Origin of the sequence: Arenibacter aquaticus, assembly GCF_003957295.1 — a bacterium.
GTDB classification, from domain to species: Bacteria; Bacteroidota; Bacteroidia; order Flavobacteriales; family Flavobacteriaceae; genus Arenibacter; species Arenibacter aquaticus.
Genome location: NZ_RQPJ01000002.1, coordinates 1,040,249 through 1,053,287, shown reverse-complemented (window position 1 = coordinate 1,053,287; position 13,039 = coordinate 1,040,249). Strand labels below are relative to the sequence as shown.

Here is a 13,039-nt window from a genome sequence, read left to right as displayed (position 1 = left end):
ATGAATCTTACACTAAAAATTTGGAGACAGAAGGGACCTCAGGACAAAGGTAAAATGGTAGACTATAAGGTGACCGAGATCTCGGAACATATGTCTTTTCTTGAAATGATGGATGTTTTGAACGAGCAGCTTATAAACCAAGGGGAAGAGCCTGTTGCCTTTGACCATGACTGTCGCGAAGGAATTTGCGGCATGTGTTCTATGTACATCAATGGTGAAGCACATGGACCGGACAGAGGGGTTACTACCTGCCAATTACACATGCGTATGTTCAAGGATGGCGATACCATTACCATAGAACCTTTTAGGGCCAAAGCTTTTCCTGTTATCAAGGATTTAGTGGTAGACAGAAGTTCTTTTGATCGCATACAGCACGCAGGTGGATTTATCTCCGTAAACACTTCCGGGAACACCCAGGATGCCAATGCCATTCTGATAGACAAACACGCAGCCGATGAAGCCATGGATGCCGCCACCTGTATTGGTTGTGGTGCTTGTGTAGCAAGTTGTAAAAACTCTTCGGCCATGCTGTTTGTAGGAGCCAAAGTATCCCAGTATGCTTTATTGCCACAAGGTAGGGTAGAAGCTACGGACAGGGTTCAGAATATGGTGGCCCAAATGGACCTTGAAGGTTTTGGAAATTGTACCAATACAGGGGCCTGTGAAGTGGAATGCCCAAAGGGTATTTCCCTGGAAAACATTGCCCGTATGAACCGCGAATTCTTCAGTGCCAAAATCAAGGGATAACCCCTTTCAATATACCTAATAAAAATCCCAAATGCCATCTCCGGTGTTTGGGATTTTTTGTTCCATTAAAACCCAAGTCCGTTAGTTAAGTTCCGCTCTCCTACCCCAACTTTTTACAATTACCACTATGGCCTATATTTTCCTTAACTTTAACTATGTCCAAAGAATATCCAAAAGAAAGAATTAAAGTTCCCCGCTTCAATGAAGCATCAGGTTTTTATACCACGCCGGAACGCTCCAAGATTATGGGCAAGATCCGCGGAAAAAACACTAAACCGGAATTGGCCTTTAGAAAAGCCCTCTACAAAGCTGGATATAGATATAGAATAGACTACAAAAAATTAATTGGTAAACCGGACATCGTACTCAAAAAATACAAAACGGTAATTTTTATTGACGGTGAATATTGGCACGGTTATAATTGGGAAGAAAGAAAGCAAAAAATAAAGACCAATCGGGAATTTTGGATTCCCAAGATAGAACGCAATATACAGCGAGACCAAGAGGTTAATCAGGCCTTAAAAAACCAAGGCTATACCGTATTCCGCTTTTGGGAAAGATCCATCAAAAAGGAACTGAACGAATGCTTGAAAAAAGTAATTGACCATTTAAAATCCATCAACCCATAAATAAAATTAAGCCACAGGCATGCCACATTACAAAGACCAAATACCCTCCAAATTACCAGAAGTAAAAACCACTATTTTTACCCGTATGGGACAATTGGCACATCAATACAATGCCTTAAACCTCTCGCAAGGATTCCCTAATTTTGATCCTGACCCCAAACTCATCAAGCTAGTTACCAAAGCCATGAATGCAGGCTATAACCAATATGCACCCATGGCAGGTGTATTGGAACTCAGGGAAGTAATTGCCCAAAAAATTGACACCCTCTACGGTCAACAATACCAGCCCGATTCAGAAATAACCATAACCATAGGTGCTACACAGGCCATTTTTACCATCATTACAGCCTTCATTGGCCATGGTGATGAGGTAATTGTATTTAAACCGGCGTACGACTGCTATGAGCCCGCTATTGAGGTAAATGGAGGGATCCCTATCCTAATCCAAATGAACAACAAAGATTTTAAGGTAGATTGGGCCGACTTTAGGAGTCGTCTTACCAACAGGACTAAAATGGTCATTATTAACAGCCCGCATAATCCTAGTGGCACCATCTTTTCGGATCAGGACATGCTTCAATTACAACAGTCCCTGACCAAGACCAATATAATTGTAATTAGTGACGAAGTATACGAGCACATCATCTTTGATGGCAATGCCCATCACAGTGCTTCCAAATACCCCGACTTGGCTTCACGAACCTTTGTATGTGGGTCCTTTGGTAAAACCTTTCATATCACTGGATGGAAAATGGGCTATTGCGCCGGACCTGCTGAACTGATGCATGAATTTAGAAAAGTTCATCAGTACAACGTATTTAGTGCGGACCATGCCGTACAAAGAGCCCTGGCCAACTATTTAAAAGAGCCACAACATTATCTGGGCCTAAACCAATTTTATCAAGAAAAAAGGGACCTGTTCCAATCCGGACTATCACATTCCAGATTAAAAATAAGACCTTGTATGGGCACCTACTTTCAACTCTTGGATTACAGTGAAATTACCCAAGAACAGGATGAAGCATATGCTGAGCGCTTAGTTAGGGAGAAACGAATAGCCTGTATTCCAATTTCCAGCTTTAATACCAACGGACTGGATAACCATCTTTTACGATTCTGTTTCGCAAAGACCAACGACACCCTGAAGAGCGCATCGGACATTCTATGTAGCCTATAAAAAAAAGGGAGCAAGATACTATAGCCTTGCTCCCTTTAAAATTTTTGCAGTAGAACTTACAGCATAAATAATTTTTTTGTCAATCGTAAAATGCCTCTAAAAAAGTCATTTCGATAAACTTGAATTTCTTCTTGCGCTGGCGCGTGGTTCATCTGGGCTTCCATAGTAAATTAGGTTTAATTACTGTTAAATTTGGGGTCTAACAATGGGTTATATACTCAATTTATTTTAAAGTAACGCAGAAATAACATATATGTTGTGCAATCTGCCTTAAATGTCTCTTCAGCGTAAAAATAAGTATTTCATGGATATGCAAACAAGTGCAAAAATGTTAAATGGAGACAATTTATTTAAATGCGTCCCAAAATAAAAAATCAATAGTTTAAGGGCGTCATAATTAAGCATCCCAGTTAAATATCCATTTCTGGGATATCACCTTCTACTAATAAATTACCCTCTGTGGCCTTAACAATCTCATCCACACTAACCCCTGCTGCCCTTTCCAACAACAAAAAACCTTCAGGGACCACCTCAAGAACAGCTAAATTGGTTACAATCTTTTTAACACATCCCACTCCGGTCAGTGGTAGGGTACACTTCTTTAACAGCTTGGATTTACCCGCTCTGTTGGTATGCATCATAGCTACTATAATATTCTCGGCAGAAGCCACCAGATCCATGGCCCCTCCCATTCCCTTCACCATTTTCCCCGGAATTTTCCAGTTGGCAATATCACCGTTCTCAGCGACCTCCATTGCCCCTAAAATTGTTAGGTCTACATGTTGCCCCCTAATCATGCCAAAACTCGTTACAGAGTCGAAAAACGAGGCTCCAGCCAGGGTTGTGATGGTTTGCTTGCCTGCATTGATAATATCGGCATCCTCCTCCCCTTCAAAGGGAAAGGGCCCCATACCCAATACTCCGTTCTCACTTTGAAATTCCACACTTATGTCGTCCCTTACAAAATTGGCCACCAAAGTAGGTATTCCTATCCCTAGGTTAACATAATAACCGTCCTTCACTTCCTTTGCAATGCGTTTTGCTATACCGTTTTTATCCAACATAATTGTTGATTTGATGATTAGTTAATTTGATGATTTGGCACGTTTACTTGTACCTATAATTTTTGAGATAATTCGAATGATAGATTCTAATTCTGAAAAAAGTGATTCATGCGGATTTGGATAATGTCTTGAGGCTTGGCAAAGTTCGATCCAATATAAGGTTTCATCAGCCTCTTTAGCTGCGACCTTAAATTTATGTATAAAATCAGCAGAACTTTCTCCGTTTTGAGCCTCCCATGAATTTGCTCCAATAGAGGTTCCACTTTTAAACAATTGAGATGCCATTTCATACTTATTTAAAGCTCTCAATTCCTCACAATATTCAATAATTTGCAAGGAGAAACCGAAAGTTTTATTAACAATTAAATTCTCCCTATCATTCCTCATATTATCAAATTTTCAAATCATATAACTTTCAAATCAATTGACTTTCCGCACTGTTAATTGTTCTATTCTTTTCTCATAATTTTCACCTTGAAAAATGCGTTGTACAAAAATTCCTGGTACATGTATTTGGTTGGGATCCAATTCTCCTGCCGGCACCAATTCTTCAACTTCAGCCACGGTAATTTTTGAAGCCCCGCACATAGCCGGATTAAAATTACGTGCCGTCCCCTTAAAAATTAAGTTTCCGGCCTCATCCCCCTTCCATGCCTTAACAAAGGAGTAATTGGATTTAAATGCCTCTTCCAACACATACATTTTGCCATTAAACTCCCTGGTCTCCTTCCCTTCCGCCACTTCCGTACCATATCCGGCCGGCGTATAAAAAGCTGGGAAACCCGCCTGCGCCGCCCTGCACTTCTCGGCTAAGGTACCTTGAGGGGTAAGCTCAACATCCAGCTCACCACTTAGCATTTGCCTTTCAAACTCATCATTCTCCCCTACGTAGGACGATATCATTTTTTTTATCTGACGTTTCTGCAATAATAGCCCCAGCCCAAAGTCGTCCACACCGGCATTATTGGAAATACAGGTTAAGTCCTTGACCCCACGCCTTACAAGTTCTGCAATGGCATTTTCAGGAATACCGCACAATCCAAATCCCCCCAGCATAAAGGTCATCCCATCCTGTACTCCTTCCAAGGCCTCTTCAACATTGGCAACATTTTTTCGTATCATATAAAACCAACTTAATTAAACTTATTTCCTTGCTTACTCTAAAATACGTGTTTTTAACGGAAAATGCCCTTAACTTTTGGTTAAAAGCAAGGGCATTTTCGTGTATTTTCTCTTCTAATTGCTCTAGAAATCCAAATCGTCTTCGGTGTCTATAACGTTCTCTGTATCTTCCTCAACTTTGTCACAATCCACATTGATTGATAGCTCTTCGGGTTTTTCAAATTCACCATCGGACACTCCCAATTCCTTATTGGCATAGTTCTTCTTCATATACAATCCCCATATGGGAAGTGCCATGGACGCTCCTTGCCCATATCTTATACTACTAAAATGCACCGCTTTATCATCACCTCCTACCCAAACGCCGGTAACCAAATTGGGTACCATTCCCATAAACCAGCCGTCACTTTGGTTTTGGGTAGTCCCCGTTTTACCCGCTATAGGGTTCTTAAATTCATAGGGATATCCCGTTATAATCTCCTTGTATGCAGGATTGTATTTCTCTGCTCCGGTAGTTCTTAACCTAGTTCCGGAACCACCTTGGGTCACCCCTGACATTAAATCGACCATGGCATAGGCCACATCCTTGCTTAACACGTCCTTTGTTTCCGGTACATATTCAAACAGCACCGTACCATTTTTGTCCTCTATTCTAGTTACCATCACCGGTTTAACATATACCCCCTGATTGGCAAAGGCACCATAGGCCCCTACCATTTCGTACACATTAAGGTCTGCCGTACCCAGGGCTATGGAAGGCACCTCCGGGATATCTCCAGTAATGCCCAAATTTCTAGCAATGGATACCACGGATCTAGGCCCCACCTTGTCTATTAATTGAGCTGTGACGGTATTTACTGAATTGGCCAAAGCATTTTTAAGCGTTAGCATTTCCCCGGAATATTTGCCATCGGAATTCTTTGGGCACCAAGGATCTGGATTGCCGTGCTTATTGGCCTCTATACAATATTGATTGTCCGGTAGCAAGTCACAGGGCGACAAACGCAATTGGTCTATGGCGGCAGCATATACAAAGGGTTTAAACGTAGACCCTACCTGCCTTGCCCCTTGGATAACATTGTCATACTGAAAATGGTTATAATTTATTCCCCCCACCCAAGCCTTTACATGGCCGGTCTGTGGCTCCATGGACATCATTGCCGTCTTAAGGAAGGATTTATAATACCTTATGGAATCCAATGGCGTCATAACCGTATCTTTCTCCTTGGTCTCACTGTTCCAATCAAAAACGGTCATTTCTACGGGCTCCTTAAAGGAAGCCCTTATTTCCTTTTCACTCTTACCTTGATTCTTTAGGTTGTGCCATCTATGGGAAGATTTTATGGCCCTTTCCATAATCCTATCAATTTCTCCGGGCACCTCTTCTATAAAAGGTGCCGTTTTGTTACGATCGGGCGTATTTTGGTGAAAGAATTCGGCCTGTAGGCGTTTCATATGCTCTGCCACAGCCTCTTCCGCATTTTTTTGCATACGTGAATCTATAGTGGTGTAAATACGAAGTCCGTCCAAATAAATATTCCACTTGTCCCGTTCTCCTTTTAAAGCCGGTTTCGGATTCTTTTTAGCCCATTGATTCATGAATCTTTGTAGATACATTCTAAAATAGGTTGCAATACCGTCTCGATGTGATTCAGGATGGTAATTCAAGTCAATTTCCATTGCCTGCAAGGAATCCCTTTCCTTTTCCGTAATATAACCGTACTTTCCCATTTGGCCCAAAACCATGTTCCGTTTCTGTCTCACCTTTTCCTTGCGGCGCAAGGGATTAAAATAAGATGAATTTTGCAACATACCCACCAACATAGCGGATTCCTCTATTTTTAAATCTATGGGAGCTTTACCAAAATAGATACGGGCGGCGGACTTTATTCCATCAGCCGTATTGCCAAAATCATAAATATTCAAATACATTTTTATGATTTCCTCCTTTGTATATTGACGTTCTAAACGGGTAGCAATAACCCATTCCTTTATTTTTTGAACAATGGCTTCAAAAGTATTTTTAGAACGTACCCCGACAAATAACTGTCTGGACAATTGTTGAGAAATTGTACTGGCACCTCCCTTTTTTCCCAAGTAAACCACAGCCCTTAAAGTTCCTCGCGCATCGATCCCGGAATGTTCATAAAATCGGATATCCTCGCTTGCCAATAAAGCATTTACCAAGTTTTCCGGTAAATCTTCATAGGCCACATCGGTCCTGTTATCGTCCAAATAAAACTTTCCCAACAATTCACCATCAGAAGAAATAACCTGTGAGGCCAAATTGGTTTGTGGATTTTCCAGAGTCTCAAAAGTGGGCAATTCACCCAGCCATTCCCATGAAGCGACTAAAAAAATTAGAACAATAGATAATACCCCTGCGAAAAACAGGGCCCAAAACCATTTAATGAATTTAAAATTGTTGTTGTTTTTCTTTTTCTTCTTCTTTGTAGCTGTTGCCATAAGCCTACTAATTACTTTTTTCAATTTGATACCCCACGTCTGTAATACCTTCTAAATCCACTATTCCCTCCACCTGGCCATTTTTGCGCATGGCGTGCGAAAGTTTTAAGGTATATACGCCCGAAAGCGGGAAAACGACGTTTTCCTTATACCAAAGTTTATTTTCCTTTAAACTACCATAGCCCGTTCCCAACCATTGCCCATCAGGTTTGGACATTTCGTATTCCAAGGTATCGCGTACCCTATCCCCATTGGGAAAACTTAATTCCGCAATTAAAAAAAGGTTGCTGAAAGGGTAGGTGGCATCGTTCCTAACATTGATAAACATATTGTATTGCTGAAGGCTATCCAGCTCACTAAAGCTAAACTCCATTATACTGTCCTTGTTCCAGCGCCCATTATCTGTAGAATTATAATGGGACTTAACAAGATGGCGGTCACAAGAAACCCCTAGGACCACGATAAAAAATGCAATTACACTCCTAAGCATTGTTAGTAGGTCTTTTTTTGTAATTGTTCCTCTTCTTTTTCTTATTCCTGTTATTTCTGTTGTTTCTTCTTTTCTTGGGCTTGTCAAAACGGGTAAGGCTATCCTGTCCTACCACATTTTCAAAAACTTTTTCTACTTCCGGCAAAGTCTCGGTAACATATTCCTCCAAGCTGGCCACTTTTTCCTTTTTCTTGTTTTTGGCCACGATCTCCAATACCTGATCCTTGGACAAAACATGCCAATTGGAAGGCTCGTCCTTATAGGAGAACCATAGGGAACCCTTAAAAATATCTACCTTCTGACAGAAGGCCATTCCCTTTTCGGTAAACAGTTTGGTATCCTGTCCGGGGAAGTCCTTTAAGGCATCCAGATACACATCCAACTCATAGTTGAGGCAACATTTTAGTTTACCACATTGTCCAGCTAATTTTTGTGGATTAAGCGATAGTTGTTGGTAACGGGCCGCCGCAGTACTTACCGACCTAAAATCGGTCAACCAGGTAGAGCAACAAAGCTCCCTACCACAAGAGCCTATACCCCCCAATCGCTGCGCCTCCTGTCTGTAGCCAATTTGGCGCATTTCTATACGTATCCCAAAAGCCTTGGCCATATCCTTTATCAGTTGACGGAAATCTACCCGCTCCTCTGCCGTATAATAAAATGTAGCCTTGGACCCATCTCCCTGAAATTCAACATCAGAGATCTTCATCTGCAGTTTAAGAACAATGGCTATCTCCCTTGCCCTTTTCTTTATTTCCTCTTCCCTATTCCTACATTTTTGCCAGATATCAATGTCTTTCTGCGATGCCTTGCGGTAAATTTTCGGAAGATCGGGCTTTTTATAATCTACTTTTTTCTTTTTCATCTGCACCCTTACCAATTCTCCGGTAAGCGTAACCATACCCACATCATGGCCAGAAGTAGCTTGCGTAGCTACCAGGTCCCCAATAGAAAGTGAAAGATTTTCTGAATTTCTGAAGAATTCTTTTCTGCTATTTTTAAAACGGACTTCCACACAGTCAAATGGTTTTTCCCCATTTGGAAGTGACATGTTGGAAAGCCAATCAAAAACCGTCAATTTATTACAGCCATCGGAGCCGCAAGTACCATTGTTCTTGCATCCTTTTGGCTGTCCGTCCTTTGCGGTTGAACAACTGCTACAACCCATATTTCATATGTTGATTCAGTAAAAATGTAACACTTTTACTAAAAAAGGTTCATAAAATTATTAACCGTAAAGATAGTGTTTTTTTGATGCGATGAAAAGAAAGTGTTTTTCAGACCGTACAACGCCTGCTTTAGCACACTAAAAGTCCAGCCTTCAGAGGGTGCAGCACAGTCTGTTGCACCCTGAAAACCACTGTTGAAAATTATTTTTTATCGGCTTGGCCCAAAGGCAGGTATAATTGGTACCCTGATATAAAAATAGCAGCTTCTTCTAACTACATAAACCGCAGTTGCAAAAATGTAGCCTACTTTTTATACTTAAGCACTTCGGAACGCCCCTTTTTAAATATTTTATTGCTCACCACCTTTCCTTTTCTCAATTTCTTTTGTTCCTCATACGGCAATTCATGAATCTCCTTGCACTCCACAGAGCAGCAATTGTTCATAGCCTTGGCGCAATCCTCACATTGAATAAAAAGTAGGTGACAGGCTTCATTGGCACAATTAACATGGGTGTCACAGGCTTGTCCACACTGGTGACAATTGGCAATTACGTCATTGGTGATCCGCTCTCCCCTACGGTGATCAAAAACAAAGTTTTTTCCCAAAAATTTATTTTCCAGATTGCGATTCTGCACTTGTCGGGTGTATTCAATAATACCGCCCTCCAGTTGATATACATTCTTAAATCCTTTATGCTTGTAATAGGCACTGGCCTTTTCGCACCTGATACCTCCGGTACAGTACATGACCAATTTCTTATCCTCCTTGTGAGCCGCTAAATCCTTTTCAATAATATCCAAGGAATCCCTAAACGTATCCACATCAGGGGTTATGGCATTCTTAAAATGCCCTATCTCACTTTCATAGTGGTTTCTCATATCTACCAAGATGGTATCCGAATCCTCTATAAGCTCGTTAAACTTCTCCGCATCCACATGGACCCCCTTGTTGGTTACATCAAAAGTTTCATCGTTCAATCCATCGGCAACAATTTTACGGCGCACCTTTACCTTGAGCTTCAGGAATGACTTGTTATCCTGCTCTATAGCAATATTCAACCTAACGTTTTCCAAAAAAGAAATGCTATCCAAATGCGCTTTAAAAGCCCCAAAATTTTCTGCAGGAACCGACAATTGGGCGTTGATACCTTCATGGGCTACATAGATACGACCCAGCACATCCAGTTCGTTCCAATGAATAAATAAGTGATTTCGAAAAATTGACGGATTGCCAATACGTGCATATTTATAGAAAGAAATGGTAAGGCGTTCTTGACCCGCCTCCTCTATAAGAGCTTCCCTTTCCTTTGCACTTAAGGTATTGTACAGTTGCATACTATACTAATATTTTAAGTTAAAGAATAAATTTTACTGAGTGCAAAAATAGGATATAAAGGTGTGGTTAAAAAGGATTAATACTGTTTTTTGACTTCAAGTAAAGCAGCTGCATTAACACAGCCAAAAGAAAATAAGGTGTGGTGAACACTTATCTGTGACCCTATGAAAAGCAAAAAAGGACCTTGAAGTTATCAAGACCCTTTTTAAGGTCAATATCATTTTTTCTTTTTCATAGAATTAAAATAAAAATATTGACCCACAACCCTTATTGTTTTACCAGAACAATAAGCAACCTAATTTGAGTTAGTTATTTTTTAGATGCATGAAAAACAATAGGGTTGCGTTAGGACAGCAAAAAAAATTGCCGTTTTTGTATAAACAGGGATAAAATAGCCACTGTACCCGCTGATCAGCCCCCATTATCCCTAAGATCAGCTATAAACAGTAGCCTTTAATTAATTTTAAAAAAATAGCAACAAGCCATTGATATCTTGAGATAAAATAGATCAGGAAGGAGGTATTATGCAAAAAGAATTGGTATTTTAGCAACCCTAATACAATATGAAAATGAGTTCCGAAAAAGACGCAAAATTAAAAGCACTAAAACTTACCCTGGATAAACTGGACAAAACCTACGGCAAAGGTGCCGTAATGAAGATGGGGGACAGTGTAGTGCAGGACGTGGAAGTAATTTCCTCTGGTTCCTTGGGCTTGGATGTAGCCTTGGGAGTGGGGGGTTACCCAAGGGGTAGAGTAATAGAAATATATGGTCCGGAGTCATCAGGTAAGACCACTCTTACCTTACACGCCATGGCCCAGGCTCAAAAAAACGGTGGCATAGCAGCTTTTATAGATGCCGAGCACGCTTTTGACCGTTTTTACGCCCAAAAATTAGGGGTAGATATAGACAATCTTATCATTTCCCAGCCAGACCACGGGGAACAGGCTTTGGAAATTGCCGATAACCTTATTCGTTCCGGGGCCATTGACATTGTAGTTGTGGATTCTGTAGCGGCCTTAACACCAAAAAGCGAGATTGAAGGGGAAATGGGTGACTCCAAAATGGGGCTGCATGCACGATTAATGTCCCAAGCACTGCGTAAATTAACGAGTTCTATCAGCAAAACAAACTGTACCGTAATCTTCATTAACCAATTGCGTGAGAAAATTGGGGTAATGTTCGGGAATCCAGAAACAACCACTGGGGGTAACGCCTTAAAGTTCTACGCTTCGGTAAGGTTGGATATTAGAAGATCTACACAGATCAAAGACACCGATGGTGAGGTACAAGGGAACAAAACACGGGTGAAGGTGGTTAAAAACAAGGTAGCCCCTCCATTTAGAACAGCAGAATTTGATATAATGTACGGCGCAGGAATTTCCAAGGTTGGGGAGATTATCGATCTGGGAGTTGAATTTGAAATCATTAAAAAGAGTGGATCCTGGTTTAGCTACGGGGACACAAAACTTGGCCAAGGCAGGGATGCCGTTAAAAATTTACTGCTAGACAATCCCGAACTACTGGAGGAATTGGAAGGCAAAATAATAGAAGCCATTAAAACAGTAAAATCTTAAATTAAAAATCCCGATCCAATCGGGATTTTTTCTTTCTACACGCAACCTTTAATACCCACTTACATCTAATAGCAAAAAGCAATTGTTATGAAACCCCTTTGCCCCCGAACATATCAATATTGTTTTGGTCAATAAATAGGCAATAGGTTTCCAAAATCCTTACTATTAAAATAAAATGAAATTTAGAATTATGAAACGAGTAATCTTTTTGCTGCTTGTTGCCACTTTTGCACTTATTACCTCTTGTGAAATAGACGATGACGTAAACTATCACTTTGAAGCCTTAGAGGTAAAATCCGTTGAAATGCCCGAATCTTTTGATTTCGGTGAAATCTATAATATAAAAGTTACTTATTTTAGACCAGATAATTGTACCTTTTTCGAAGGTTTTGATGTTGTTAAAGAAGATACCACCACCAGAAAGGTGGTTACTATAGGTACCGTGGTAGAAGACGAAGATGAGGAATGCACAGGTGCAGGAGAAGAATTGGTATCCTCATTTAACTTTGAGGTAATCTATGATGAAACCTATTTATTTAGATATTGGACGGGAGAGGATGAAAACGGGGAGCCAACTTATTTGGAAATTTCGGTACCTGTAAACAGTTATAACTCGGCCAAGGCGCCAGCAACAAACAACAACAGTTCGGCCGCTTTAAAAAATTAAGCTTATAACCCAATCCATATTTTGAGTAATCCAGTAGAGCTCATAAACAATTGCAAAAAGGGGGACAGACAAGCACAGGAACAGTTATACCGGGAATACTCCCGGATACTGTACGGTATTTGTCTTAAATACTCACGCAATAAAACGGAGGCGGAAGATAATCTTCATGATAGTTTTATGACTATCTACAACAAAATAGAACAATTTAAAAACCAGGGGTCCTTTGAGGGGTGGATAAAGCGTATTACAGTGAATACGGTGCTCCAAAAATATAGAAAAGAGGAAAATTTATCCCTGGTAACCGATAATATTGAGGAAGAAGAAGAACCTGAAGATACCGGTTATATGAACCTTGATTTGGCCACCTTACTTGGCTACATACAGGAACTCCCAAACAAATACCGCTTAACCTTCAATTTATATGTGCTGGATGGCTACAGCCACAAAGAGATCAGTGATATGTTAGGAACCTCCCCGGGAACCTCCAAATCCAATCTTGCAAGGGCCAGAATGATTTTAAAAGAAAAAATTGAGGCAAATAAAGCTAGGATCATCATGGAAAGGTAAAACCTTACCAAATAGTCCCAGCTGAACA

13 protein-coding genes are annotated in these 13,039 nt (G+C 40.6%); 6 read left to right on the top strand and 7 right to left on the bottom strand.

From position 1 onward, the window contains the following. From EHW67_RS07110 to EHW67_RS07100, 3 genes are all read left to right on the top strand, one after another. Entirely contained in the window at positions 1 to 747 is a 747-nt protein-coding gene (locus EHW67_RS07110) for a succinate dehydrogenase/fumarate reductase iron-sulfur subunit (RefSeq protein WP_126161656.1), read from the top strand. A gap of 155 nt (positions 748 to 902) precedes the next feature. Continuing rightward, positions 903 to 1,376, top strand: a complete 474-nt coding sequence (locus EHW67_RS07105) for a very short patch repair endonuclease (protein WP_126161655.1) — start codon at positions 903 to 905, stop codon at positions 1,374 to 1,376. A gap of 19 nt (positions 1,377 to 1,395) precedes the next feature. Continuing rightward, a complete protein-coding gene (locus EHW67_RS07100; RefSeq protein WP_126161654.1) occupies positions 1,396 to 2,553 on the top strand; it encodes a methionine aminotransferase in 1,158 nt (385 codons plus the stop codon). Positions 2,554 to 2,963: 410 nt separating this feature from the next. Here EHW67_RS07100 and EHW67_RS07095 read toward each other — a convergent pair whose 3' ends face one another. From EHW67_RS07095 to trhO, 7 genes are all read right to left on the bottom strand, one after another. Continuing rightward, complete coding sequence (locus EHW67_RS07095) at positions 2,964 to 3,617, bottom strand: 3-oxoacid CoA-transferase subunit B (RefSeq protein WP_126161653.1); 654 nt, start codon at positions 3,615 to 3,617, stop codon at positions 2,964 to 2,966. A 21-nt stretch (positions 3,618 to 3,638) separates the two neighbouring features. Continuing rightward, positions 3,639 to 4,004 carry a four helix bundle protein gene (locus EHW67_RS07090; protein ID WP_126161652.1) on the bottom strand — a complete coding sequence of 122 codons (366 nt, stop codon included), beginning with the start codon at positions 4,002 to 4,004 and terminating at the stop codon, positions 3,639 to 3,641. 33 nt (positions 4,005 to 4,037) lie between these two features. Continuing rightward, on the bottom strand, positions 4,038 to 4,739 hold the full coding sequence (locus EHW67_RS07085; protein WP_126161651.1) for a CoA transferase subunit A: 702 nt from the start codon (positions 4,737 to 4,739) through the stop codon (positions 4,038 to 4,040). Between the two features lie 123 nt (positions 4,740 to 4,862). After that, complete coding sequence (locus EHW67_RS07080) at positions 4,863 to 7,205, bottom strand: penicillin-binding protein 1A (RefSeq protein ID WP_126161650.1); 2,343 nt, start codon at positions 7,203 to 7,205, stop codon at positions 4,863 to 4,865. 7 nt (positions 7,206 to 7,212) lie between these two features. Next, positions 7,213 to 7,695, bottom strand: coding sequence for a gliding motility lipoprotein GldH (locus tag EHW67_RS07075; RefSeq protein ID WP_126161649.1), 483 nt, complete (start codon positions 7,693 to 7,695; stop codon positions 7,213 to 7,215). Then, the gene (locus EHW67_RS07070) at positions 7,688 to 8,863 is read right to left on the bottom strand and encodes a PSP1 domain-containing protein (RefSeq protein WP_126161648.1); all 1,176 of its coding nucleotides are present in this window, start codon (positions 8,861 to 8,863) and stop codon (positions 7,688 to 7,690) included. The genes EHW67_RS07075 and EHW67_RS07070 overlap by 8 nt, the downstream gene beginning before the upstream one ends. A 304-nt stretch (positions 8,864 to 9,167) precedes the next feature. After that, on the bottom strand, positions 9,168 to 10,199 hold the full coding sequence (gene trhO, locus EHW67_RS07065; protein WP_126161647.1) for an oxygen-dependent tRNA uridine(34) hydroxylase TrhO: 1,032 nt from the start codon (positions 10,197 to 10,199) through the stop codon (positions 9,168 to 9,170). Between the two features lie 570 nt (positions 10,200 to 10,769). Here trhO and recA point away from each other — a divergent pair. From recA to EHW67_RS07050, 3 genes are all read left to right on the top strand, one after another. Further along, a complete protein-coding gene (gene recA, locus EHW67_RS07060; RefSeq protein WP_126161646.1) occupies positions 10,770 to 11,777 on the top strand; it encodes a recombinase RecA in 1,008 nt (335 codons plus the stop codon). Positions 11,778 to 11,967: 190 nt separating this feature from the next. Beyond that, positions 11,968 to 12,444: a hypothetical protein gene (locus tag EHW67_RS07055; protein ID WP_126161645.1), complete on the top strand. Its 477-nt coding sequence runs from the start codon at positions 11,968 to 11,970 to the stop codon at positions 12,442 to 12,444. Positions 12,445 to 12,465: 21 nt separating this feature from the next. Then, on the top strand, positions 12,466 to 13,011 hold the full coding sequence (locus EHW67_RS07050) for an RNA polymerase sigma factor (protein WP_126161644.1): 546 nt from the start codon (positions 12,466 to 12,468) through the stop codon (positions 13,009 to 13,011). Positions 13,012 to 13,039 lie beyond the last annotated feature (28 nt).

Bases quoted from the DNA above. Each gene is read 5' to 3' on its own strand.
- EHW67_RS07110 (WP_126161656.1), top strand. From the start codon at position 1: ATGAATCTTACACTAAAAATTTGGAGACAGAAGGGACCTCAGGACAAA.
- EHW67_RS07105 (WP_126161655.1), top strand. From the start codon at position 903: ATGTCCAAAGAATATCCAAAAGAAAGAATTAAAGTTCCCCGCTTCAAT.
- EHW67_RS07100 (WP_126161654.1), top strand. From the start codon at position 1,396: ATGCCACATTACAAAGACCAAATACCCTCCAAATTACCAGAAGTAAAA.
- EHW67_RS07095 (WP_126161653.1), bottom strand. From the start codon at position 3,617: ATGTTGGATAAAAACGGTATAGCAAAACGCATTGCAAAGGAAGTGAAG.
- EHW67_RS07090 (WP_126161652.1), bottom strand. From the start codon at position 4,004: ATGAGGAATGATAGGGAGAATTTAATTGTTAATAAAACTTTCGGTTTC.
- EHW67_RS07085 (WP_126161651.1), bottom strand. From the start codon at position 4,739: ATGATACGAAAAAATGTTGCCAATGTTGAAGAGGCCTTGGAAGGAGTA.
- EHW67_RS07080 (WP_126161650.1), bottom strand. From the start codon at position 7,205: ATGGCAACAGCTACAAAGAAGAAGAAAAAGAAAAACAACAACAATTTT.
- EHW67_RS07075 (WP_126161649.1), bottom strand. From the start codon at position 7,695: ATGCTTAGGAGTGTAATTGCATTTTTTATCGTGGTCCTAGGGGTTTCT.
- EHW67_RS07070 (WP_126161648.1), bottom strand. From the start codon at position 8,863: ATGGGTTGTAGCAGTTGTTCAACCGCAAAGGACGGACAGCCAAAAGGA.
- trhO (WP_126161647.1), bottom strand. From the start codon at position 10,199: ATGCAACTGTACAATACCTTAAGTGCAAAGGAAAGGGAAGCTCTTATA.
- recA (WP_126161646.1), top strand. From the start codon at position 10,770: ATGAGTTCCGAAAAAGACGCAAAATTAAAAGCACTAAAACTTACCCTG.
- EHW67_RS07055 (WP_126161645.1), top strand. From the start codon at position 11,968: ATGAAACGAGTAATCTTTTTGCTGCTTGTTGCCACTTTTGCACTTATT.